We start from the raw sequence: 23384 nt of genomic DNA, 5'->3' as shown, positions 1-23384 counted from the left end.
AAAGGAAAAGCGAATGCCCCGACGAAAAGGCATTCGCTTCTTTTAGTTCTCTGTGTCAAGAACTAAGTGAACGCTTGCTGAGTCAGCAATGTTCATAATATTTCATTTGTAACTGATCGACACCTTACGTTATGTTGGGACAATTAGTCCTTTCTCACAAAATAAAGAATCAGCCGCTTTCAAGAATTCTAAGATGTCATTTTTACTTTTTTCTTCGTCGTTGTCCATTTACCCCGACTTGGACTCATTACCAAGTCATTGAAGGCTAACACATTCAAATCTCTTTGAATGGTGCGAGGAGTGATGTTAAACTCTTCGACTAAATCCTGTGTAGTCACTTCTCCTTTATTCAGGATAAACATATACACGTCTTTAATACGATTAAGCATTCTATCAGTAGTTGGCTTCATTTCTAAAAACCACTCCTTCGATCTTAATTTCTCATGGCATAAGACTAGCGGACGACAAAATATGTGCGGAGTGCACTTAGGCTTTAATAGTTTGCCTTAGACATCCCCTTTTCTGAAAGTTTGGTCAGAATAGATGTTCTGACACATACATTATAGCGGAAAACCAAACAGATTTCCAGAAATGAAAGACGAAAAACACTATTTTTACAGAAAATTCATATATTTAATATTCCTAGAAATAGAGAAAATGATGATTTTGTCAAATGATTATTGTAATTTCAAGAAGAAGGAGTACAATAACAATATTATAAAAATGAGGTGTCGTGATGGATTGGTTACAACTGGCTCAGGAAAGAAAAGAAGAGCTTATTCAGGAATTACAGCAATTGATTCAAATAGAAAGTGTAAAAGATGAAAATAATTTTTCTGATATAATGCCTTTCGGTGCTGGACCTAAAGCAGCATTGGAATTCATGCTTCAAAAAGGTATCGAGCAAGGGATGATTACAAAAAACGTGGATCATATGGCCGGCCATATTGAAATGGGCCAAGGTGAAGAACTTGTCGGGGTACTTTGCCACGTAGATGTAGTGCCTGCAGGAGATGCTGCAAGCTGGACATATCCTCCGTTTGAAGGACAAGTGGCCGATGGAAAATTATTTGGCCGTGGTGCAATCGATGACAAAGGTCCAACAATGGCTGCATGGCTGGCGATGAAGCTGATTCATGATGCAAAAATTCCGTTGAAAAAACGTGTACGTATGATTATTGGCACAGATGAAGAAAGTGGATTCCAATGCGTAACGCGCTACTTCGAAAAAGAGGAAATGCCAACAATTGGTTTTGCACCTGATGCAGATTTTCCGCTAATCAACGCTGAAAAAGGTATTGCCCATTTAACGTTCTCAAGTAAAGAAAAACAATCAGGCGATGAGCAATTACTGTCATTCTATGCAGGCAACCGAACAAATATGGTGCCGGATGAAGCGACAGCTATTTTAAAATATGCCGAAGAAAGCACAAATGAGAATTTTCTGAAATATTTAAAAGAAAATGATGTTGAAGGTACTTTCACTAAAAATGATAATGGGATTATAATTGTGGTGAAAGGTAAATCAGCTCATGCAATGGAACCGGAAAAGGGAAGAAATGCAGCAGTTTACTTAGCGAAATTTTTACAAAATGTTGTGAAGACAAAACAAAGTAAGGCATTTGTTGATTTTATTGTCCGTGTTTTTGAGGATCATTTTGGAACAGCATTGGACTTCCAATTTGAAGATGCAATGTCAGGACCGACAACATTAAATCCTGGAATCGTAAGCTTTGATGAGCGCGGGGCATCAATTGAAGTGAGTATGCGCTATTCTGTGACATATCCATTCGAAGAAAAAATTACGAAAGCACAGGCACTACTCCAGAATGAAGCATTTTCGCTAGATGTAGTGAGCAATTCAGTTCCGCATTATGTGAGCGAGGAAGATGAATTGGTGCAAACATTGCTGCAAGTTTACCGCAAATACAGCAATGACTACTCGAAGCCACTTTCAACTGGCGGAGGAACTTATGCGCGCGTTATGGAAAAAGGGGTCGCATTTGGAATGCTGTTCCCAGGCGAACAAGATGTTGCCCACCAGGCCGATGAATTTGTTGATATTGAAAACTTGATAAAGGCGGCTGCGATTTATGCAGAAGCAATCGTAAATTTAGCAACTAACTAATAAAAAGGTGGTATTTGAGATGAGCTTTAGTTTATGGAATGATCAAATTGTAAAAAATGAAGAAGTACTGGTGGATAAGGAAGACCGCGGTTACCAATTCGGCGACGGTGTATATGAAGTCGTGAAAGTATATAATGGAGAATTGTTTACAGCGACTGAGCATATTGACCGTTTTTATAGCAGTGCTGAAAAAATCCGTATTACAGTTCCTTATACTAAAGATAAATTGCACCAATTATTGCATGAACTTGTAGAAGCTAATAATATTGACACAGGTCATGTTTACTTCCAAATTACACGTGGTGCCGGCCCTCGAAACCACATTTTCCCTGGGGATGATGTGAAACCGGTAATTACAGGGAATACAAAAGAAAATCCACGCCCATTAGAAAATTTTGAAAAAGGTGTAAAAGCTACATTTGTGGAAGATATTCGCTGGTTACGTTGTGATATTAAATCATTAAACTTGCTTGGTGCGGTTCTTGCAAAACAGGAAGCATATGAAAAGGGCTGCTATGAAGCGATTTTACACCGTGATGAAATCATTACGGAAGGTTCATCTTCAAATATTTACGGAATTAAAGAAGGCGTACTCTATACACACCCAGCCAATAACCTGATTTTAAATGGAATTACACGTCAAGTAATCATTAAATGTGCTGCGGAAATCGGTCTTCCTGTTAACGAACAGGCGATGACGAAAGAACAGCTGCTTGCTATGGATGAAGTAATCGTTTCTTCAACAACATCAGAAGTAACGCCAGTTATTGAAATTGACGGTAAAGTTATCGGCAATGGTACACCGGGCGAATGGACACGTAAATTACAAGCACAATTTGAAACAAAAATTCCAAAAGGGATTAAAGCATAATTTAGTACGCCGTATTATATTAATAAGCAAAACATTATTGCGAACAAGTTGATTGGAGTGGAGGGCGAGTGTTCGTGCTGACGGTTACACCTTTCGCACTGCTAAAACACTAGCTGACGGCTTACGCCTTTCGCTACAAGATTTTCTCTGTGACGAAAGCGTAAGCGTCAGTCACAAGCAAAGCTTCCTGCGGGAATAGCGTGCCGCCTGAGATTAGGAACAAAAGCTAAGAACGCCACGTCCTGTGGCAACGCTTTTGTGACCAACATCCTGTTGGCCTCACGCCCGCGGAAAGCGTCCGACCCGGAATGGAAATCAACCCCGATGTTATGGGGAAATTATAATTCCTTAATTTAAAAATAGCGCGTTGCTTAACGGCAAGGCGCTATTTTTTTTTGCAGATAACCTGTAAAATATAACGTAATGAAGATTTGGAATGAACTTAGGGAGTAGATAAAATGGCTCAGTTAATAAAACTTCAAGATTATATTTCACGATACGAAATTGACTTGGCACGCTATCCAACGCAGTTTATTCGCTTAAAGCAAAATCAGTGGGAGCGAATAAAGTATCAATGGCAGACGGGTGAAACAATCGAACGTTGGGAACATATTGAGGAAGAAGTAAAGGAAGAGAAGAAAAAATCATTGTTCCAAAAACTTTTCCCTTTCAAAAAAGGTGTAGAAGTATTTGAAGAAGAACAAGAAGATATCGAAAAAGTGAACATTTCCAACGATTGGGCTGTAGAAGAAAATACGTATCAGGAAGAAGATACGACGTTAATTTTTGAACCGAATCTTGTCTATACGCCAAAAACATTGGAAGAACTTAAGAAAATGTTCATTGATCAGTTTTTTCATTTTCAAATGAAATGGGCAAGCTCGACATTACGTGAAAAATCTTATGTAGATCCAAAATTTATGCGTGATACATTATTGCGTTCCATGCTTCAAACATTGCCGGACAATTACTTAGTATTCTATTATCCGATTTTACGTGTAAAAAAAGCGCCGATAGAATTGGATATTATCATTATGACACCGACAGAATGTCTATGCATTACGGTTTTGGAACAGGAAAGTCAGGCGGTATATATCGCAAATAGTGAACGTTTCTGGTTAAAGAAGGTCGGGAAAAATGAAAAAAAAGTGTTAAGCCCTTTAATTCAATTAAACCGGATGGAAAAAGTGATCGAACAGATTTTTCAACAGAATCAAATTGAATTGCCGATTCGAAAAGTATTGTTAACACGAAATGGCTATATTGATTATCCTGGAACAATGTATGGCGTTTCATTTGTGGATAAACGAAAATTCCCTGAGTGGATGGGCCAATTAGCGCGTTCCGTTTCACCGATGAAGCATATGCAAATACGTGGGGCACAATCCATCTTAAATACTGTTCAGACAACATCCTTTCATCGGGATATTTGGAATACGGAAAATAAGGAAGATTAAACAATGGAAGTGCATTTTATAATTAATCCTAAGGCAGGTAACGGCCAGGGGGTTATACGTTGGCGCCATTTCCAAAATCAGTTGACGATCCCTTATCAAATCCATTGGACAAAATACAAAGGTCATTCGCTTCTGCTGGCAAAGGAATTTGCCGGACGGTCAACAAAGGAAAACCCGGTCTGTCTAATTGCTATCGGAGGCGATGGGACAATCCATGAAGTGTTGAATGGCGCAATCCATTCTGAAAATGTCTATATAGGGGCAATTTCGGCAGGTTCCGGCAATGATTTTGCCAGAGGATATAAAGCATTCGAAACGGGTGAACAGCTAGAGCAATTTGTAAACACAGTAAAAAGTACTTCACACGATTGTGGGGTAGTGAACCTCAATGGGAGAACCAAATACTTCATTAATAATTTTGGTGTAGGGTTTGATGCATTAGTGGCGAATACCGCAAACAACTCCCCACTCAAAAGTACCCTTAATAAATGGAAACTGGGAAAGCTGAGTTATCCGTATTATGTCATTCAAGCCCTATTTTCATATCGACCATTTACGCTTACAGTATTCCAGGAAGAGAGAATAAGGCGCTATGAAAATGTGTGGTTTGTTACGGCGAGCAATCAGCCTTATTTTGGTGGGGGAATGAAGTTATCTCCACAGTCAAATACAACCGACGGCCGGTTCGAACTGACCGTCGTTTCCAATTTATCGAAATGGAAATTATTATTTCTTTTCGGAACAGTCTTTTTAGGGAAGCATACACTTTTGAAGGAAGTTGAGCAGTTTGCAGCGACGGATGTACAGTTGATTTTTGAGGATCCGGTCTTGGTACATGCAGACGGGGAAACTCAAAAGTTAACTCCTGGTCAAAATACAATTGAAATTTCCGTTCAGAAAAATGCGTGGAATTTAGCAAAATAAAAGCAAACGAAGCTATTTTCCGTTATAATATGAGGCAGCTACACAATAGAAAAGAGGATAAGTAAGTGAGATTAAAGCATAAACCATGGGCAGCGGAATACATTCAACAACATCCTGATGTAATTATTCCAAACCCGGAAGATTATAAAGGTAAGTGGAATGAAGTATTCGGCAACGACAACCCGATTCATATTGAAGTTGGTACGGGTAAAGGGCAATTCGTTTTAGGAATGGCACTGCAAAATCCGGATATTAACTATATCGGTATTGAATTATTTGATAGTGTTATCGTCTGTGCCCTTGAAAAAATCGAAGCAGAAAACAAACCATCGAATTTACGTTTGTTAAAAGTTGATGGCGCGAAGTTGGAAGAGTTTTTCGGAAAAGGGGATGTGGACCGTGTTTATTTAAACTTCTCGGATCCATGGCCAAAAGTACGACATGCAAAACGTCGCCTGACACATGAAGGTTTCCTGAAAATTTATGAAAACATTTTAGTTGATAACGGTGAAATCCATTTCAAAACGGATAACCGTGGTCTTTTTGAATATTCACTCGTAAGTATGAACGAGTATGGTATGGCATTAAACTATGTATCGCTAGACTTACATGCGAATATGCCGGAAGATAATATTATGACAGAATACGAGGAGAAATTCTCGAAACTCGGTCAGCCAATATATCGACTAGAATGCCAATACAAGACGAAATAATAACGATTTAGGGGGATGGAGAAATGGATCGATTTGAATTTCACAACATGACATTGACATGGTTACATGGAGGTGTCACAGCACTGGATGGCGGAGCTATGTTTGGGGTAGTGCCAAAAGCACTGTGGTCTCGTAAATATCCGGTGAATGAATTGAACCAGATTGAATTAGCATGTGAACCGATCTTAATTCAATACGAGGGGAAAAATTACTTAATCGATACGGGTGTAGGTGCTGGTAAGTTAAATGAAAAGCAGCTGCGCAACTTCGGTGTTTCTGAAGAATCAACAATTGAAAAAAGCTTAGCTGAAGCTGGATTACAGCCAGGCGATATTGATGCAATTTTAATGACACATCTCCATTTTGATCATGCTGGTGGTTTAACGAAGTGGGAAGGGGACAAGCTTGTTCCGGTTTTCCCGAATGCAGTTATCCACACGACACAGATTGAATGGGACGAGATGCGCAATCCGAACATTCGTTCAAAAAATACGTATTGGAAAGAAAACTGGGAGCCTGTACAGCATTTAGTATCAACGTATGAAGGGGAGCTGGAAGTGGCACCTGGATTAAAAATGATCCATACAGGCGGCCATAGTGAAGGACATGCGATTATTCGCCTTGAACAAAACGGTGAAGTGGCACTACATATGGCGGATATTATGCCGACACATGCCCACCAAAATCCGCTTTGGGTATTGGCGTATGACGATTATCCGATGACAAGCGTATTTGCGAAGGAAAAGTTAATGAAAGAAGCGCTGTCAAATGGCTACCGCTTTATCTTTTACCATGATGCGTATTACCGCATGATTCAGTGGGACGCAACAGGCAAGGAAGTAACGGACAGCCTGGAACGTTCAAAACCGGCATTAATTAAGTAAACACGAAAGCACCTGCATGATGATCGATGCAGGTGCTTTTTATTATCGGTTGCGTACTTTCAGCATGTATTGAGTGTTTACAGTAATTAATATGATAGCGATGATAAGGATGGCGAAAAGCTGGGATTCGCCGGATGCGACTGAATAGAACATGCACAGCAACAAAGAACATAATAATAAAACATTTGTCAGATTGAATGCGGAGTATAATCCTTGCAACATAATATGGCGTTCGCCTTCGTCCGACATTTCAAACATCTTTTTCGAATATTGTTTATCATTATAAGAAGGGATTTCACGGTACGGATACACATATTTAATATAATTGCCTACTAGTGGTGTACCAATAATAGGGATTAATATAACAGGAACTGATATGATCTGAATAATGATTGACTGTTCTGTGATGATAGCTACACAAGCTCCTACAATACTAAGAATCAATGACATATTAATTGCCAGTGAAGCATCACTGTACAGTTTATATAAATTCTCTTCCTGCAAATCTTCGTCTTCACCGCTTAGTTGGTGTAGTGATTGTCTTTTTAACTGACTTAATTTAATGAAGCCAACAACTGTTAAAAGAAACGCAATCCCCAAAAAAACAAAAGTCATTTCTGTTGCAATTTCGTACAACGGCAGTGTAAACCCGCCTGATACAATAAAGACACTTATAAGTCCCCCTACAATACCTCCCAATAAAAATTGTTTTACAGTTCGTTTCATTACAATTCCTCCTCTTCGAAAATAAAAATCTCATCAATCGGTTCATTCAAAATTTTTGATATTCTTACGGCTATTAATAGTGAAGGGACGAGTTCTTCGCGTTCGATCAGGCTAATCGTCTGTCTTGATACTTTTGCGCGTTTTGCTAATTCGGTTTGATTTAACTGATACCTTGCCCGCAACTCCTTTAATCTTGTTTTCATTTCTTCACCTCTTGTATATGATTGTAAAACAATCGAGTCAAATTGACGAGTATATTTGTCAAGTTGACTAAAATATTTTTATTGGAGGCCGAAAAAATACGATGACTAAAATTACGTCATCGCATCCTCTACATTATATTTGTTTAATATCAACAATGGCACCGGAACGTGCATCTGCTGCGAACTCGTAGTTTTCAAGCTCGCCATCGATTGTACGGGAAATACCTCCACGATAGACCGGAGTTTCTGTAAAGCCATTACTGAAGTTTTCTGTTTTCATGTAAATCCAAGAACCATCAATTGGTGCGTGTTTTTTAAATTCATCTTTGATGTTGGCTAAAATTTGATCTGGATTCGCAAATGGTGCGACACGATTGCTCATTTCTTTAACAATGACAGCTGCTGCCATCCCTGTTACTACCCCTATTGTAAAGTCTTTTAAATTCATCTCAAAATACCTCCTCAAAATAGTGACTACATTTACTTTATCATATTCTGAAAATAGAGTAAAAATAATAGAAGGTTCGAAAGTCGAAATATTGCTTGCAATTTGTGGTATAATGAATGCAAATCTACATTTAGAGGTGTTGCAGAATGAATCAAGATACACTTGCTCTTTTTAAAACATTAACAGAACTGCCTGGTGCACCAGGGAATGAGCGCGCGGTCCGCAATTTTATGCGCTCTGAATTAGCAAAATATTCTGATGAAGTTATCCAGGATAATTTAGGTGGCGTATTCGGCGTGCGTAAAGCAAAAGATGAACAAGCGCCAAAAATATTAGTCGCTGGCCATATGGATGAAGTTGCTTTCATGGTTACTTCCATTACTGAAAACGGCATGATCCGTTTCCAAACACTTGGCGGCTGGTGGAATCAGGTTATGCTGGCACAACGCGTTACGGTCTATGCAAAAGATCGTGAAATTCCGGGTGTTATTGCATCAATTCCGCCGCATTTATTAACAGATGCTGAGCGTTCAAAACCAATGGATATTAAAAATATGCTGATTGATATCGGGGCAGATTCTAAAGAAGATGCGTTGAATTTAGGTGTACGTCCAGGGCAATCCATTATTCCCGTATGCCCATTCACACCGATGGCCAATCCGAAAAAAATTATGGCAAAAGCTTGGGATAACCGATACGGCTGTGGTTTAGCGATTGAACTGTTAAAAGAGATTCAAGGTCAGGAAGTGAAAAGCCATATTTATTCCGGAGCAAATGTTATGGAAGAGGTCGGCTTACGCGGAGCGGCTGTTTCATCGAATATGATCAAGCCTGATCTGTTCTTTGCATTGGATGCATCACCTGCGAACGATACAACTGGCGACAAAAATGAATTTGGACAATTAGGTAAAGGAACATTACTTCGAATCCTGGACCGTTCAATGGTAACACACCGAGGTATGCGTGAGTTCGTGCTGGACACAGCAGAATCAAACAATATTCCATACCAATATTTCGTTTCTCAAGGCGGTACAGACGCAGGACGTGTGCATACACAAAATGACGGTATTCCTTCTGCAGTAATCGGGGTTTGCTCACGTTATATTCATACTTCTGCTTCGATTATTCATGTGGATGACTATGCGGCGGCTAAAGAATTGTTAGTAAAATTAATTCAAACAGCAGACCGATCTACAATCGAAACTATTCGCGCAAACGTATAAAAAAATTCAATATTATATTATAATACAAGGATGCGAACTTATCGCATTCTTGTTTTTTAGTTGCGGATACTAGGTTGAACGTGACTTACATAGGAAATCGGTAAACCATTTTATACAGGTATAGACCGTTTAAAAACGAACAGCTTGGAGATGAAATAATGAAAGTAGCAGTCGGATCAAAAAATAAGGCGAAATTAGGTGCCGTTGAAGCAATTGTCAAACAGTATTTCCCTGAAGCCACAATCGAAAATATGGAAGTACCCTCAGATGTATCGATTCAGCCTTTTTCAAATGAAGAAACGAGACAAGGTGCGATCAATCGTGCACGCCATACAATGATGCTGACAAATGCAGATATGACATTTGGACTTGAAGGTGGAGTCGATGAAATCGAAGGAACGATGTATTGCTGTAACTGGGGTGCGGCTGTTTTAAAAGATGGAACAGTTATTGCCAGTTCAGGGGCACAATTTGCCTTACCTGAAGAAATTGCTCAGGAGCTTCGTATGGGCAAGGAACTTGGGCCGGTGATGGACGTCTATACAAATAGCGAAAATATTCGCCATCATCAAGGAGCAGTCGGTATTTTCTCAAATAATTTAATTGACCGTCAGGAAATGTTTGAACATATTGTGAAATTATTAGTCGGTCAAATTTTATTTAAAATGAATAAAGAGAAAAAGGATCAGATGTAAAGCACATTCGTTGCAATACGGCTCGAAAAATTATTATGATACGATTGAACGTTTGAAAGAGAGGGAAAGCAATGGGTCGTAAATGGATACATTTGTTTTTGCTTACTTCAATTGTTGTTATATTATCAGCATGCAGTCAAACAGTCGAAGAACAGGCACAAGCTGGGATGGAAAATGCTGAAACAATATTTAGCAGCGAAACGAACGAAGCAAACAAAACGATTGGACATATAGAGCTATATTTACCAAAAGGATATAGCATTGAAAAAGGAATCGATGAATTGAATTATACAATTTTGAACGGAAAAGATTCTTATATACTTTTCGTCAATCAAAATGAACCGGAAGACAGTCGGTTACAGTATGACTTGCTAAAGCAGGAAAACAAAAATGAAATTGTGGAAGAAAAAACTTTCGAAGAGGATGGCCATTTCGGATTTTCTGCTGTCACGAAATTACCTGAAGAGAAATATGAGCTGATTGTAAATATTGGCGGAGTGAAATTATCGACTATTTCCGAGGATAAGAAAATGGACGATAAAATCAAGGAAATGATGGAAATTGTGAAATCGGTGAAAGTGGTTAACTAGTTGAAGCGTTAGGGAAAGTAATCATATAGCTTTTTTGTTACAATAGATGAAGTAAATGGAACGGTTCACATTTGTGAGCCGTTTTTGATTAGATAAAGGAGTGGTTGAATGGAATCGAAACAGTTAGTAGCTGAACTGAAGGCTAAGTTAGGTGAGGCAAACTTTACATTCACATTCGATGAAAAGCATGATAAATTACGTCTTGAACATAAAAAAATCGGGCGGGGTATGGATATTTCTTTACCCGAAATTTTAACGAAGTACGAAAAGAAAAAGCAGCAGGCAATCGATGAAGTGATTTATACAATCGAACAAACCTTTTTAGCGATGCAACGGGAAAAAGAGCAGGGGTTTGCTGGATTGGCATCGGTTTATCCGATCATCCGCTCAACATCTTTCCCTAAAAAGTCGAATGAAGGACATGCGTTTATTATGACAGATCATACGGCGGAAACACGTATTTATTATGCGCTTGATCTAGGCACAACATATCGTTTAATCGATGAGTCCATGTTATCGAAATTAAATGTAACAGAGGAGCATATACGCGAAGCTGCCCGTTTTTCTGTAAAAAAATTGCCGACTTCTGTTAAACGGGATGAAGTTTCAGGTAATGTATATTATTTTTTAAATCAGAATGACGGTTATGATGCAAGCCGAATTTTAAACGAAAGCTTTTTAAAGGAAATGGAAGGCCAAATTGAAGGCGAAATGACGGTATCTGTCCCGCACCAGGATGTATTAATTATTGGTGATATTCGCAATGAAGTAGGGTATGATGTATTAGCGCAGATGACGATGCATTTCTTTACAGTTGGCGCGGTTCCGATTACGAGCTTGTCATTTGTATATGAAAACGGTCATTTAGAACCAATATTTATTTTAGCGAAAAACAAAGTAAAAAAGGAGCAAGAAGAAAAATGAAAGTAGCTTACAACAAAGCACACGTAGGAGATGTCCTATTAGTTCAATTATCAATGGAGTCAATCGTAAAAACAGCGATGGATCGCGCTGGCGATGTAGCCATTTTAAAAGAAGAGACAACTGGTGAAGTGAAAGCTTTCAACCTTTTTAATGCAAGTAAGTACGTACAACTGGATGTTGCAGGAAATGTGGAAGTAACACCGGAGCTTGTAGAAAAACTAGAAGCGGCATTAAAAGCAAATGGCGCAGAAATCTCATTGGATGTAGACTTCTCACCAAAATTTGTAGTTGGCTATGTTGAAACAAAAGAAAAGCATCCAAATGCAGATAAATTAAGTGTTTGTAAAGTAAATGTCGGGGATGAAACATTACAGATCGTATGTGGAGCACCGAATGTTGATGCAGGCCAAAAAGTAGTTGTAGCTAAAGTTGGCGCTGTAATGCCTTCAGGTTTACTGATCAAAGAAGGTAACCTGCGTGGTGAAGATTCATTCGGTATGCTTTGCTCAGCACGTGAACTGGCAATTCCAGGTGCACCTGAAGTAAAAGGGATTTTAGTACTGGATGATTCTGCAGAAGTAGGAAGCCCATTCGAAGTTCCAACTCGTTAATAAGTACGATAAGTTAGTATGTTGAGCTGAGTCTCTCATACTAACTTTTTTTTATCCTTAAAAATATCAGCGACAAAGCGCATTTAACCGGCAAATATGATATGCTTTTGAGGTGTATATTATTTATGCACAGCAATCTAAATAAGAATAAAGACCGTTGCAAATAGTGGAATTTGTACGGCAATGTTTTTAAGGAAAGAAGTGGTATTTATGAGTTGGATTAAAAATAAATTTAATAAACTATTTAAAATGGATTCAGATGAAGAATATGATGAGTATGAACAATCACCAAAATCGGATGATATAAATCAGACAAACCAATCACAAGCGCAGCAAGATTATTATGAAGAACCTGATGCACCAAAAAAAGCATTCCGTTTTCCTCTAATAGAAGATAATTATGAGCAATCAGTAAAACCGGAAAATGAGCAGCGACAAACGACGCGCTTTTATGATGATGATAAGGAAGAACTGACATTACCGAATTATTTGCAAAAACATTCTGCGAAGGAAGTATATGATGTTGAAGTCTCCGGCATTCGGGATTTGCTGGAACGCCGCCGTAAAGGGAAAAGTCATACAAATGCAGCACATACAAGAGACCCGGTTCGCCGTTTGCCAAATTTAAAAGAAGAACGAGAAGCAATACGTCACAATAAGCCTGTACGTGGTGAAAGAACTGAAAATAAACAAATTTTAAAACCGATCGAAATTAGGAAACGTTTTATTCCTACTGACGTTCCATCACCTGTCCATGGTTTTAAAAAACCGTCACCTATTGAAAAATTAATTGAAAAGCAGCAGGATGAAAAGTTAAAAAAAGAAGAGCAGGAACCTAAATTACGAACTGAACAAGAACATACTGATAATGCAGAACAAGCGATGGAGCAGGTTGTTATACCAACTAATGAGGAAGAACAACAAGCTGCGCCAAATCTTGAACAAGGAATATACGAGTCTAGTAAAGAAGTAGAAATTTCACAGACTGAAAACCTTGAACCAGAGTCACAATCAGAACCTGAACTAGAACCTGCATATGAAGCTGAGGCAGATCCAGCACCTGAACCGGAAGAATTAATTTTAGGCGAAACGGACGAATCAGTTGAAGAAGAGCAGCAACCGATGGAAGAAGAGGTAGTTGAACATCTGACAGAAGCGGTTAGTGAGGTAGAAAATGAAGTGGAAGAGGCTGTAGTAGACGAACCTTCAGCTACAGAAACAATCAATGATGTTCAAGTGAAACATGTAACGATTGAAAATTCAACGATTCATATCGGTCATTTAAATGTGGAGCAAATGCCTCCATCATCTGAAGAAGCCGTTGTAATTGAAGAGAAGAAGGAAGAAACGGATGAAGTTCAGCCAATCAGTACGAGAAGCCGTGTTCCGTTTAATGTGGTGATGCTGAAGTCAGATAAGCAAAAATTGATGACAAAACAATTTGTCGAGCAGCAGCTTAGCATGCAAAGCAAACAAAATAAAGTAGATGAAGTAAAGCAAGAGAACATGATTCATCCGACTGCACAGACAGATGAAGCTAATCCAGAACTAGAGGATACAGTGCAGCAAGGAAACAATGATGAAGCAGAAGCTGTTAATCCAGCAACAGAGCCATTGCAAAATGAAGTACGACAAGTACAGGAAAATGCTGAAATCAATTTTAACGAACATGTTATAAAGCATGAGCCGACGAATCAGTATGAAGAGGAAACGATGCGCACATCCACTTCTACATCTGTAGGGTTGCTGGAACGTGAATCCGATATACCTGAAAAAGTTGAAGAGCTATTAGAGGTAGCAGCAACTACGGAAGCTGTAGTGGAAGAAGTGCCGGAAACTTTGAACGTTCAGGAAGTACCGGAAATTCAAGAAGTGACAGAACTACCGTCAGTTAAAGTAGAGGAAGAGCCAATTGTTGAAGAAACGGCAGATGGAAAAGAATTATCTACGCAAGAAGTGATGGAAGAGGAAGCTGAAACCGTAATAGAAGCACCACCAGTAAAAAGAATTCCTTATGTGAAACCACCGCTTGAATACTTAGTACCGCCAGAGGAAATGGTGGAAGACCGCGACTGGATGGATGAGCAAGGCGAAAATTTAGTGGAAGCACTGTCTCATTTCCAAGTCCAGGCTCAAATTGAATCGATAGTCCAAGGACCGGCTGTTACTCAATTTGAAATTACCGTAGGACACGGCACAAAGGTAAGCAAAGTCCGCAATTTAACGGATGATATTAAATTGGCATTAGCTGCAAAAGATATTCGAATCGATGCGCCAATTCCAGGGAAGCGATCAATCGGTATTGAGATTCCGAACAGGATTTCTCGTTCGGTTCGCCTTTCGGAAGTGACAGAATCAGCTTCTTTTAAAGATTCGGATTCACCACTGGAGGCAGCACTCGGATTGGATCTAACAGGGAAGCCGGTCACAATCGACTTACGGAAAATGCCGCATGGTCTGATTGCCGGTGCGACAGGTTCAGGTAAATCGGTATGTATTAACTCGATTTTAGTGAGCCTCCTGTATAAAGCAAATCCGAATGAATTAAAGCTGATGCTGATTGACCCGAAAATGGTGGAACTTGCGCCATTTAATCATATTCCGCATTTAGTCAGCCCTGTAATTACAGATGTTAAAGCCGCGACTGCAGCATTAAAATGGGCAGTAGAGGAAATGGAAAGACGTTATGAGTTATTTATGCATAGCGGTGCACGTAAAATAGAAGCATATAATAAAATGTGCGATGCAAATGGTATGTATGCACAGAAACTTCCATACTTATTAATTGTCATCGATGAGTTGGCAGATTTAATGATGATGTCCCCGCAAGATGTGGAAGACAGCATTGTACGAATTACGCAAAAGGCCCGTGCTGCAGGAATACACTTAATTGTTGCTACACAGCGCCCATCTGTAGATGTTATAACAGGTCTGATCAAGTCCAATATTCCAACGCGTATCGCCTTTTCTGTATCATCGCAAATCGACTCTCGCACAATTTTGGATTCACAGGGCGCAGAACGATTGCTCGGTCGAGGAGATATGCTATATTTAGGAAATGGAATGTCGGCTCCAACACGTATTCAAGGTACATTCGTAACAGATGATGAAATCGAAGAAATAATCGAGTATGTACGTGAACAAGGCGAGCCACAATATATATTTAAACAGGAAGAACTATTAAAACGCTCAGAAACAATAGAGGAACAAGACGAGTTGTTTGAAGAGGTATGCCGATTTGTGTTTGAACAAGGCTCAGCATCGACATCACTTTTACAACGCCGTTATCATATTGGCTATAATCGGGCAGCTAGATTAATCGATATGTTAGAGCGACATGGTTATGTTTCAGAACCAAAAGGAAGCAAACCAAGAGATGTATATATTACAGAGGAAGAGCTGTTTGAGCAATTCGGAGGCTAATGCACCAGCAAGTTGAACAATAAAAAATTAGAATTGTCGTTCAATTATCGTAACGTGTATTTAGTGCTATAATGTAGGCATACTTTGAAACAATAAATTGATAATTCAATGGGGTCTTCGTATCCTAGGAGGGTTTTATAAATAATGACACGCTATCATTTTACCGGTATTAAAGGTTCAGGCATGAGTTCCCTGGCACAAATTCTATTTGATGCAGGAGAGGAAGTTCAAGGTTCCGACTATGAAACATATTATTTTACGGAACAACCATTACGTGATCGAGGAATAGAAATTTTAAATTTCGATGAAAACAATATTAAAGAAGGTTTAACCGTTATTGCAGGGAATGCATTTAATGATGATCATCCAGAATTAGTTCGTGCACGCGAGTTGGGTGTTGAAGTTATTCGCTACCATAAGTTTTTAGGCGAATACAGCAATCGCTATACTTCTATTGCCATTACAGGTGCACACGGTAAGACGTCTACGACTGGTTTAATGAGCCATGTTATAGGCGGTTATATGCCGACATCGTATTTAATCGGTGATGGTACTGGTTCAGGTAAAGAAGATGCTTCATATTTTGTTATGGAAGCATGCGAATACCGTCGCCACTTTTTAGCGTATCATCCGGATTATGCAATCATGACAAATATTGATTTTGATCACCCGGATTATTTCACAAGCATTGATGATGTATATGATGCTTTCCAACAGCTTGCTTTACAGGTGAATAAAGCAATTATTGCTTGCGGTGATGATGAACAGCTTCAGAAAATTCAAGCCAATGTACCGGTTGTCTACTACGGTTTTGATCCTGCTAATGATTTTTCAGCGCGTAATATCGTTAAAACATCGGAAGGTACGGAGTTTGATGTTTATGTTCGAAATGAGTTTTACAGTAAGTTCTTTATCCCGTTATTCGGTGATCATACGATTTTAAACTCGTTGGCGGTAATCTCACTGTGTCATTATGAAGGGGTTCCGGCAAAGCTGATACAAGAACGCCTTAACACATATGGCGGGGTAAAACGTCGCTTTACTGAAACGAAAATGGGCAATGCGATTTTAGTAGATGATTATGCACATCATCCAACAGAAATCGCGGCAACTTTGCAATCAGCACGCCAAAAGTATCCGGATCGTGAAGTTGTTGCGGTATTCCAGCCGCATACCTTTACTCGAACTAAAGCATTTTTACAAAACTTTGCGGATAGTTTGAGCGGTGCCGACGCAACCTACTTATGTGATATTTTTGGTTCGGCACGTGAAAAACAAGGTGAGCTTTCAATTCAGGATTTAGCAAACTTAATTGATGGCTGTATTGTTTTAACACTTGAAACAATTGATCAACTTAAAAAACATGAAAATGCCGTATTCCTGTTCATGGGAGCGGGAGATGTTCATAAATATCAAGATGCTTTTGAAGCAATTTTGAACTAATTGAAAAACAGCTTAACCTCAAACTAAAGGATAAGCTGTTTTTCCATACATAACGTGAAATACTTGTGACGACCAACAATGTGTTTTGAATGAACCAATTGGGCTTTCCGTTATTGCGGGGAAATGTAGAACTTCTCTCCATAAAGGGTTTTATTCATCTACAGATTGGGGAATATGAAAGCATGGACAAAAAGGTCATTCGCCTATAGTGAATAAATAAATAACAAATTAATGGTATTCACGTAAGAAAAGCTTGTATTTCTTGAGGGTTTTGCGGAAAAAATGCTTTTCTAGGAAAAGGATTGTCGCAATTTTTGTCGAATGTAATAAATGGAACTAGATAGAGGAGGTTATATTTGATGGAAGTATTACTTTATATTGCGGCATTAGTGGCTGCAATCGGATTTTTAGTCCTATGTGTAAGTATTGGTATGACATTGTTTTCTGTGAAGAATACATTAAATTCAATTGCAGGAACAGTTGCCGGTATTGAAGGACAAATGGAAGGCATTACACGTGAGACAACAAGCCTTCTTACAAAAACGAATGCACTGGCAGATGATATTTCAGATAAATCGGAGAAGTTAAATTCAGTAATGCATGCTGTAAAAGGTGTTGGTGATTCTGTTAATAACTTGAATTCATCCGTTCAACGTATTACAACATCGATCTCAACAGAAGTGCATAAAAATGAAGACAAGATTGCGCAAGTCGTTCAATGGAGTAATGTAGCAATGGGGATTGCAGATCAATGGCGTCAGCGCAAGCCGATTAATGAAGAAGATATTGTGTATACGAGTACTAAAACAAATGAAACACCACCAAATTTAGGCCAGAAGTCAAAGTTTGGTTTCTTAAAACGCAAGTAATAAGGGAAACGACATTCAATAACAAGGGGGAGTTTTTAAAATGGAAGAAACACGTTATGATTATAACCGATTAAATGATTCGATTTATGATGATGAAAAAATTCATGTTAAGGATTTTGTTATCGGAGCATTGGTAGGCGGTATTGTCGGTGTAGCGACAGCATTATTACTGACACCGAAGACAGGCAGTGAAATGCGTAATGATGTGGCGGTACAAGCTGTTACATTAAAAGATAAGAGTATTGAGCTTTCTGGTACGGCAAAGGAAAAGACAGCACAGCTTTCAACGCAATTAAAAGAGCAGTCTTCTTCAATTGTTGAAAAAGTAAAAGCAAAGACAGCAAAACAACCACCTGTTATGGATGATGGAACAGCTTCATCGGAAGGTGAGGAACCATTACCATTAGACAAAATGGTCGATGAAGAAGTACTTGCTGCTGAATCTCCGGATCCGGATAGTGTAAATACAGACCCGGATATCGCACCAAACTCAACACGCCATACAGATGTACAATAAGAAAAACGGCTCCCAAAATATGGGGAGCCGTTTTTTATTTTATTCAATAACCGGTTGATCCGTTAGCTGAATTTCCAATTGGTCACCACCGAAGATTTCGGCATCAAACGAAGAGGGCTGTCCATTCCGTAAAATCGTAAATGACCCTTTAAATGTTGCAGGTAGCTGCCAGTTGGAAAAACGAAAGACATCCTGATAAATCCACTTGCTTGTATCTTTCTCGATAATATTAATTGTAGCCCCATTCGGCACAATTGCTTCATGTTGGACTACTTGACCGTTTAGTAAAAACTCACGGGCTACTTTTACAAGTTCGACTTGTTCATGCTGAAACGATACGATTGCTTTTTCTTCCAGCAATAAATTTAAATGTGCTGCAATTTGTTCAGCTGTCGGTAAATGGCGTTGTTCAAATGTAATAATATCCCCATTTTGAATAGGGTAATGCAGTTTCCCTAGCTTTCCGTTAATGAAAAGCTGTGATGAAAAATCAGGGAATGATACAGGTTTCCCGTCGATATGAACAAAATAAGATTGGAACTGCTGCATATGCACAGATTGGTTCAATGACTTCAATGCATCTTCTACCGTTTCGATTGTTTCGACGACAATTACGTCTCGGTCCTGTATAGGTGTATCGAGTTTGACGATTTTACCGTTTACAAATACTTTCGGTTTAATATTATATGGCTTTTCTTGAATTGTCACAGTCATGACGGAAGCATGGTCAATAATATCTCCAATAGTAACAGCTGCGGCTGTCCCATCTTTTCCTGGAATCAGTTTTATTTGATCTCCATTTTTAATAAGAGATTTAATCGAGGCATTTTCCCCATTGAGTATAATTTGTGCAGGCTGACCATGTTCACCAGGCACGAAAACATTTTGACCGTTCACTGTTATCGACAATCCATGTCCTGGCTTGCCGTATAATTGTTTTGCTCTAATATTCGCAGCCAAAAATGCATCACCGACAGTCATTTCCTTTAATTCAAATAGTCTTACGATTTGTTCGTTCACTTGAATTGACATGTAATGAATCGGCGCTTTTTGTGCAGCAATCGCAATTCCAATCGGTGTCACAAGCTCAGGCGTTGCAGCAATATTCTGTGCGCGTGTTAAATTCTGTATGGCATTCACATCACGTACCGCCACACGGTTAGCCGGCAAATTTAGTGTTTTGCCGATTTCTTCCGGCAAGCGGGGTGTTAAGCTCCCGCCGCCGACTAACATGACCGCTTTTGGTGGGATGTTATTGTTTAACCTTAAAATTTCCTCGCCAATGGACTTTGCCAAATTTTCAATCGCAGGGTATATTGCTTTAATTACTTCTTCCCGTGGGTAATGTTCGTCAAATCCTAAAATATCCTGGATGAGAATTTCCTCGCTCGTATGCAATTGGCGCTTTGCCATTTCAGCGACCGGGAAATCCAGTAAATAATGGTCACTTAAACTTTCGGTAATCTCATCACCGGCAGTCGGCACCATTCCGTATGCGACAACCGTACTTTTGTCTGTGATGGCAATATCCGAAGTTCCGGCACCAATATCAACAAGTGCCACATTTAAGCGGCGCATAGATGGTGGAATAAGGACATTGATTGCGGCAATCGGTTCTAACGTGAGCGCCTCCATCTCCAAATCGGCTCGCTTTAATGCGGCAAGCAATGATTCCACTACAACACGTGGCAGGAAAGTGGCAATCACTTCAACGGATGCTTCATCACCTTGCTGATCAAGGAGGCTTCCAATTTCTTCACCATCCAAACGGAAATATAAAACGGAATAGCCGACACAATAATAATGGTTATTTTTTGTATCTTCCTTATGGAGCAATAATTGTTGCTGCGCCTGCTGAACGGCTTGCAGCTCCAGGCGGTTAATATCTTCTTCCGTAAAGATCGGTCGGTTTTTAATAGAAATGGAAACACTGGCCTGTTCGGTCTTTAATGCACGCCCGGCTGCTGCTACACTCACTTTCTCCAAAGGACCATGCGTTTCTTCCAATTCAGTCTTGATTTCCTGTATTAGCTCCGCTACATACAGGACGTTATGTATTTGGCCATCAACCATTGCACGCTCTTTATGTTCTTTTACTAATATATCGGCAACATGGTAGGTGTCTGCATGCTGCTCTAAAATAATGCCGACAACGGACCGTGTTCCAATATCAAGTGCGAACAATTTGTTTGCCATATGAAAACGCTTCCTTTCTATTATTATCACAATATACTTTAGCGAGTTGAAGCGCTAAATTAAAAATGCGTGACATTCTACAATAGTTTGATTATAATAAGATTATTACTTAAAAATGTATCATACTTTTTATTTAACTGAAAGTGCCGGATACGCAAAGAAGAGGGGTAGAGGAATATGCATCAACAAGATTTAGAAAGCTTACGTAGCCAGATTGACAGCCTGAACTTAGAAATTTTACGTTTAATAAATGAACGTGCAACTGTAGTAGAAGAAATTGGTAAGATTAAAGAAAAACAAGGTGTGAATCGCTATGATCCGCTACGCGAGCGTCATATGCTTGACTTAATTAAAGAAAACAATAACGGTCCGTTAAATCAAATGACGGTTGATTATATTTTTAAACAAATCTTCAAAACAGCGCTTAAACAATTAGAAGCAGAAAAGAAAAAAGAATTACTCGTTTCACGTAAAGAAAAGTCAGAAGATACTGTCATTAATGTTAATGGTGAATTAATCGGTACAGGTGCTCCTTCTTTCGTATTTGGACCATGTGCGGTTGAATCATATGAACAAGTTGCCGCAGTAGCTGCAACAATCCAGGAAAAAGGATTAAAACTGATCCGTGGCGGTGCATACAAACCACGTACATCACCGTATGATTTCCAAGGTTTAGGTCTGGACGGGCTTAAAATTCTAAAAGATGTTTCAAAAGAATACGGTTTAGGTGTTATCACAGAAATCGTAACACCAGCTGATTTAGATCATGCATTAGATTACATTGATGTCATTCAGATTGGTGCTCGTAATATGCAAAACTTTGAACTATTAAAAGCGGCTGGATCAACAAATAAGCCTGTATTATTAAAACGCGGTCTTGCAGCAACAATTGATGAGTTCATCCATGCAGCAGAATACATCATGTCAAAAGGTAATGAAAACATTATTTTATGTGAACGCGGTATCCGCACATATGAAAAAGCTACTCGTAACACATTGGATATTTCGGCAGTTCCGATTTTAAAACAAGAAACTCATTTACCGGTAATGGTAGACGTGACGCATTCTACAGGTCGCCGTGATTTATTGTTGCCATGTTCAAAAGCGGCAATCGCTATTGGAGCAGACGGTGTCATGGCAGAAGTGCATCCAGATCCATCAATCGCATTATCGGATCAGCAACAGCAAATGGATATCCCGACATTCAATGCATACTACGATGAACTATTAAAATTCATGAAACAATACGAAGTGTCAAAATAAATATTAATAAGCCCATGTTGAGTCATTTCAACATGGGCCTTTCTGTATTTTTCGCAAGTGCTTCCGTGTTGATGGCATATTTTTTGAATATTTTAAGACAATTGATGAAAAAACCAGGTATTCACTAGGTTTTGGATTGAAAAGAGAAATGAAAATATTATATGATGAAGCTATACATAACAATTAGTATTACTAGTCAATTTGAAAAACTTGTATCACTAAGATAAAAAAGGGGGAGAAACTTTTGACTGTCACAATTTATGATGTTGCACGTGAGGCGAATGTATCAATGGCAACCGTATCTCGCGTAGTAAATGGAAATCAAAATGTTAAGCCTGCAACAAGAAAAAAAGTGTTGGAAGTGATAGAGCGTCTGGAATATCGTCCAAATGCAGTAGCACGTGGCTTAGCAAGTAAAAAAACAACATCAGTAGGAGTCATCATCCCTGATATTTCGAATAATTTAAATGCCGAGCTTGCTCGAGGCATTGAAGATATTGCGACAATGTACCGCTATAACATTATTTTGGCGAATTCAGATCAAAATGAAGAAAAAGAACTAACGTTACTTGATACGATGCTAGGGAAGCAAGTGGATGGCATTGTGATGATGAGTGAAGAGGTAACAGACACTATTCAACGTGCGGTGGAGGCTTGCCCTGTACCGATTGTATTGGCAGGGTCTATCAGTTCTACTGAAAAAGTAGCTTCTGTAAATATTGACTATTATAATGCGGCATTTGAAGCTGTAGAAACACTTATTAATAATGGACATATGAGAATTGCATTTGTCTCAGGGCCGTTAAAGTATACAGTGAATGGTCAGCATAAACTTGCTGCCTATAAAGATGCCCTTAAAAAAGCAAACATAGAAATAGATGATGCTTTAATTGATGCCGGAGATGGCTCTTATGACGACGGATTGGAAAGCTGGGCGAATTTAAGTGAACTACAGCAACCGCCTACTGCCATTTTTGTCGGGAATGATGAGTTGGCAATTGGATTAGTCCATGGCATTCAAGATAGCGGGAAAAATGTACCGAATGATGTGGAAATCATCAGCTTCGAAAATTCAAAACTAGCGCGCATGGTACGACCTAGACTGACAAGTGTTGTATTGCCTTTATACGATATCGGAGCAGTTGCAATGCGCTTATTAACGAAGTATATGAACAAAGAGGAAGTTGAACAGCAACATGTCATCTTACCACACCGCATAGAAAAGCGCGGTTCAAGTAAATAATAAAAGCGTCTGTCAACAGCTGACAGGCGCTTT

General features: G+C 39.1%; 22 protein-coding genes. 17 read left to right on the top strand and 5 right to left on the bottom strand.

The window, feature by feature from the left end:
- Positions 1-188: 188 nt before the first annotated feature.
- Positions 189-410: a DeoR family transcriptional regulator gene (locus tag MKY71_RS13095; protein ID WP_008408196.1), complete on the bottom strand. Its 222-nt coding sequence runs from the start codon at positions 408-410 to the stop codon at positions 189-191.
- A gap of 326 nt (positions 411-736) precedes the next feature.
- Between MKY71_RS13095 and pepV the strand changes: the two genes are divergently transcribed.
- From pepV to MKY71_RS13065, 6 genes are all read left to right on the top strand, one after another.
- A complete protein-coding gene (gene pepV / locus MKY71_RS13090; RefSeq protein WP_340732895.1) occupies positions 737-2128 on the top strand; it encodes a dipeptidase PepV in 1392 nt (463 codons plus the stop codon).
- Between the two features lie 19 nt (positions 2129-2147).
- Positions 2148-2999 (top strand): D-amino-acid transaminase, encoded by an 852-nt coding sequence (gene dat / locus MKY71_RS13085; RefSeq protein ID WP_339172689.1) that lies wholly within the window; start codon positions 2148-2150, stop codon positions 2997-2999.
- A gap of 458 nt (positions 3000-3457) precedes the next feature.
- Positions 3458-4456 carry a nuclease-related domain-containing protein gene (locus MKY71_RS13080; protein WP_340732894.1) on the top strand — a complete coding sequence of 333 codons (999 nt, stop codon included), beginning with the start codon at positions 3458-3460 and terminating at the stop codon, positions 4454-4456.
- 3 nt (positions 4457-4459) lie between these two features.
- Positions 4460-5380, top strand: coding sequence for a diacylglycerol/lipid kinase family protein (locus tag MKY71_RS13075; RefSeq protein ID WP_340732893.1), 921 nt, complete (start codon positions 4460-4462; stop codon positions 5378-5380).
- Positions 5381-5445: 65 nt separating this feature from the next.
- Positions 5446-6093: a tRNA (guanosine(46)-N7)-methyltransferase TrmB gene (gene trmB, locus MKY71_RS13070; RefSeq protein ID WP_340732892.1), complete on the top strand. Its 648-nt coding sequence runs from the start codon at positions 5446-5448 to the stop codon at positions 6091-6093.
- A 23-nt stretch (positions 6094-6116) separates the two neighbouring features.
- Entirely contained in the window at positions 6117-6977 is an 861-nt protein-coding gene (locus MKY71_RS13065; RefSeq protein WP_339172680.1) for a YtnP family quorum-quenching lactonase, read from the top strand.
- 42 nt (positions 6978-7019) lie between these two features.
- Here MKY71_RS13065 and MKY71_RS13060 read toward each other — a convergent pair whose 3' ends face one another.
- The 3 genes from MKY71_RS13060 to MKY71_RS13050 form a co-directional block, all read right to left on the bottom strand.
- Positions 7020-7703 carry a DUF3169 family protein gene (locus MKY71_RS13060; protein WP_339172678.1) on the bottom strand — a complete coding sequence of 228 codons (684 nt, stop codon included), beginning with the start codon at positions 7701-7703 and terminating at the stop codon, positions 7020-7022.
- Positions 7703-7906 (bottom strand): helix-turn-helix transcriptional regulator, encoded by a 204-nt coding sequence (locus tag MKY71_RS13055; RefSeq protein ID WP_339172676.1) that lies wholly within the window; start codon positions 7904-7906, stop codon positions 7703-7705. The genes MKY71_RS13060 and MKY71_RS13055 overlap by 1 nt, the downstream gene beginning before the upstream one ends.
- Before the next feature lie 133 nt (positions 7907-8039).
- Positions 8040-8354, bottom strand: a complete 315-nt coding sequence (locus tag MKY71_RS13050) for a PepSY domain-containing protein (protein WP_339172673.1) — start codon at positions 8352-8354, stop codon at positions 8040-8042.
- 146 nt (positions 8355-8500) lie between these two features.
- Here MKY71_RS13050 and MKY71_RS13045 point away from each other — a divergent pair, with 146 nt between their 5' ends.
- The 9 genes from MKY71_RS13045 to MKY71_RS13005 all read left to right on the top strand — a co-directional run bounded on the left by MKY71_RS13045 (position 8501) and on the right by MKY71_RS13005 (position 18649).
- The gene (locus MKY71_RS13045) at positions 8501-9577 is read left to right on the top strand and encodes a M42 family metallopeptidase (RefSeq protein WP_339172670.1); all 1077 of its coding nucleotides are present in this window, start codon (positions 8501-8503) and stop codon (positions 9575-9577) included.
- 158 nt (positions 9578-9735) lie between these two features.
- Entirely contained in the window at positions 9736-10272 is a 537-nt protein-coding gene (locus MKY71_RS13040; RefSeq protein ID WP_340732890.1) for a DUF84 family protein, read from the top strand.
- Between the two features lie 71 nt (positions 10273-10343).
- On the top strand, positions 10344-10862 hold the full coding sequence (locus MKY71_RS13035; RefSeq protein WP_339172664.1) for a hypothetical protein: 519 nt from the start codon (positions 10344-10346) through the stop codon (positions 10860-10862).
- 108 nt (positions 10863-10970) lie between these two features.
- Positions 10971-11786 carry a DUF1444 domain-containing protein gene (locus MKY71_RS13030; RefSeq protein WP_339172661.1) on the top strand — a complete coding sequence of 272 codons (816 nt, stop codon included), beginning with the start codon at positions 10971-10973 and terminating at the stop codon, positions 11784-11786.
- Complete coding sequence (gene ytpR / locus MKY71_RS13025) at positions 11783-12397, top strand: YtpR family tRNA-binding protein (protein WP_339172659.1); 615 nt, start codon at positions 11783-11785, stop codon at positions 12395-12397. The genes MKY71_RS13030 and ytpR overlap by 4 nt, the downstream gene beginning before the upstream one ends.
- Positions 12398-12607: 210 nt before the next feature.
- Complete coding sequence (locus tag MKY71_RS13020; RefSeq protein ID WP_340732887.1) at positions 12608-15820, top strand: DNA translocase FtsK; 3213 nt, start codon at positions 12608-12610, stop codon at positions 15818-15820.
- Positions 15821-15964: 144 nt separating this feature from the next.
- Positions 15965-17263: a UDP-N-acetylmuramate--L-alanine ligase gene (murC, locus tag MKY71_RS13015; RefSeq protein WP_339172654.1), complete on the top strand. Its 1299-nt coding sequence runs from the start codon at positions 15965-15967 to the stop codon at positions 17261-17263.
- A 359-nt stretch (positions 17264-17622) separates the two neighbouring features.
- Positions 17623-18132 carry a DUF948 domain-containing protein gene (locus MKY71_RS13010; protein ID WP_339172652.1) on the top strand — a complete coding sequence of 170 codons (510 nt, stop codon included), beginning with the start codon at positions 17623-17625 and terminating at the stop codon, positions 18130-18132.
- Positions 18133-18172: 40 nt separating this feature from the next.
- Positions 18173-18649, top strand: coding sequence for a YtxH domain-containing protein (locus tag MKY71_RS13005; RefSeq protein ID WP_339172650.1), 477 nt, complete (start codon positions 18173-18175; stop codon positions 18647-18649).
- Positions 18650-18688: 39 nt separating this feature from the next.
- Here MKY71_RS13005 and MKY71_RS13000 read toward each other — a convergent pair whose 3' ends face one another.
- Complete coding sequence (locus tag MKY71_RS13000; RefSeq protein WP_340732884.1) at positions 18689-20845, bottom strand: cell division FtsA domain-containing protein; 2157 nt, start codon at positions 20843-20845, stop codon at positions 18689-18691.
- A 177-nt stretch (positions 20846-21022) separates the two neighbouring features.
- Here MKY71_RS13000 and MKY71_RS12995 point away from each other — a divergent pair, with 177 nt between their 5' ends.
- Both MKY71_RS12995 and ccpA read left to right on the top strand, forming a co-directional pair.
- Positions 21023-22108, top strand: coding sequence for a bifunctional 3-deoxy-7-phosphoheptulonate synthase/chorismate mutase (locus MKY71_RS12995; protein ID WP_339172646.1), 1086 nt, complete (start codon positions 21023-21025; stop codon positions 22106-22108).
- Positions 22109-22352: 244 nt separating this feature from the next.
- On the top strand, positions 22353-23351 hold the full coding sequence (gene ccpA, locus MKY71_RS12990; RefSeq protein WP_340732882.1) for a catabolite control protein A: 999 nt from the start codon (positions 22353-22355) through the stop codon (positions 23349-23351).
- The last annotated feature ends 33 nt before the right edge of the window (positions 23352-23384 follow it).

Origin of the sequence: Solibacillus sp. FSL W7-1324, from assembly GCF_038008025.1 — a bacterium.
Lineage (GTDB): Bacteria > Bacillota > Bacilli > Bacillales_A > Planococcaceae > Solibacillus.
Note: the sequence above shows the minus strand (reverse complement) of the source record. Positions and strands in the feature narration are given on the sequence as shown.

Coding starts and splice junctions, on each gene's coding strand:
- MKY71_RS13060 (WP_339172678.1), bottom strand. CDS start 7,703: ATGAAACGAACTGTAAAACAATTTTTATTGGGAGGTATTGTAGGGGGA.
- MKY71_RS13020 (WP_340732887.1), top strand. CDS start 12,608: ATGAGTTGGATTAAAAATAAATTTAATAAACTATTTAAAATGGATTCA.
- MKY71_RS13000 (WP_340732884.1), bottom strand. CDS start 20,845: ATGGCAAACAAATTGTTCGCACTTGATATTGGAACACGGTCCGTTGTC.
- MKY71_RS13095 (WP_008408196.1), bottom strand. CDS start 410: ATGAAGCCAACTACTGATAGAATGCTTAATCGTATTAAAGACGTGTAT.
- MKY71_RS13065 (WP_339172680.1), top strand. CDS start 6,117: ATGGATCGATTTGAATTTCACAACATGACATTGACATGGTTACATGGA.
- dat (WP_339172689.1), top strand. CDS start 2,148: ATGAGCTTTAGTTTATGGAATGATCAAATTGTAAAAAATGAAGAAGTA.
- MKY71_RS13035 (WP_339172664.1), top strand. CDS start 10,344: ATGGGTCGTAAATGGATACATTTGTTTTTGCTTACTTCAATTGTTGTT.
- MKY71_RS13040 (WP_340732890.1), top strand. CDS start 9,736: ATGAAAGTAGCAGTCGGATCAAAAAATAAGGCGAAATTAGGTGCCGTT.
- pepV (WP_340732895.1), top strand. CDS start 737: ATGGATTGGTTACAACTGGCTCAGGAAAGAAAAGAAGAGCTTATTCAG.
- MKY71_RS13075 (WP_340732893.1), top strand. CDS start 4,460: ATGGAAGTGCATTTTATAATTAATCCTAAGGCAGGTAACGGCCAGGGG.
- ytpR (WP_339172659.1), top strand. CDS start 11,783: ATGAAAGTAGCTTACAACAAAGCACACGTAGGAGATGTCCTATTAGTT.
- MKY71_RS13050 (WP_339172673.1), bottom strand. CDS start 8,354: ATGAATTTAAAAGACTTTACAATAGGGGTAGTAACAGGGATGGCAGCA.
- MKY71_RS13055 (WP_339172676.1), bottom strand. CDS start 7,906: ATGAAAACAAGATTAAAGGAGTTGCGGGCAAGGTATCAGTTAAATCAA.
- MKY71_RS13005 (WP_339172650.1), top strand. CDS start 18,173: ATGGAAGAAACACGTTATGATTATAACCGATTAAATGATTCGATTTAT.
- MKY71_RS13080 (WP_340732894.1), top strand. CDS start 3,458: ATGGCTCAGTTAATAAAACTTCAAGATTATATTTCACGATACGAAATT.
- MKY71_RS13030 (WP_339172661.1), top strand. CDS start 10,971: ATGGAATCGAAACAGTTAGTAGCTGAACTGAAGGCTAAGTTAGGTGAG.
- murC (WP_339172654.1), top strand. CDS start 15,965: ATGACACGCTATCATTTTACCGGTATTAAAGGTTCAGGCATGAGTTCC.
- MKY71_RS12995 (WP_339172646.1), top strand. CDS start 21,023: ATGCATCAACAAGATTTAGAAAGCTTACGTAGCCAGATTGACAGCCTG.
- MKY71_RS13045 (WP_339172670.1), top strand. CDS start 8,501: ATGAATCAAGATACACTTGCTCTTTTTAAAACATTAACAGAACTGCCT.
- MKY71_RS13010 (WP_339172652.1), top strand. CDS start 17,623: ATGGAAGTATTACTTTATATTGCGGCATTAGTGGCTGCAATCGGATTT.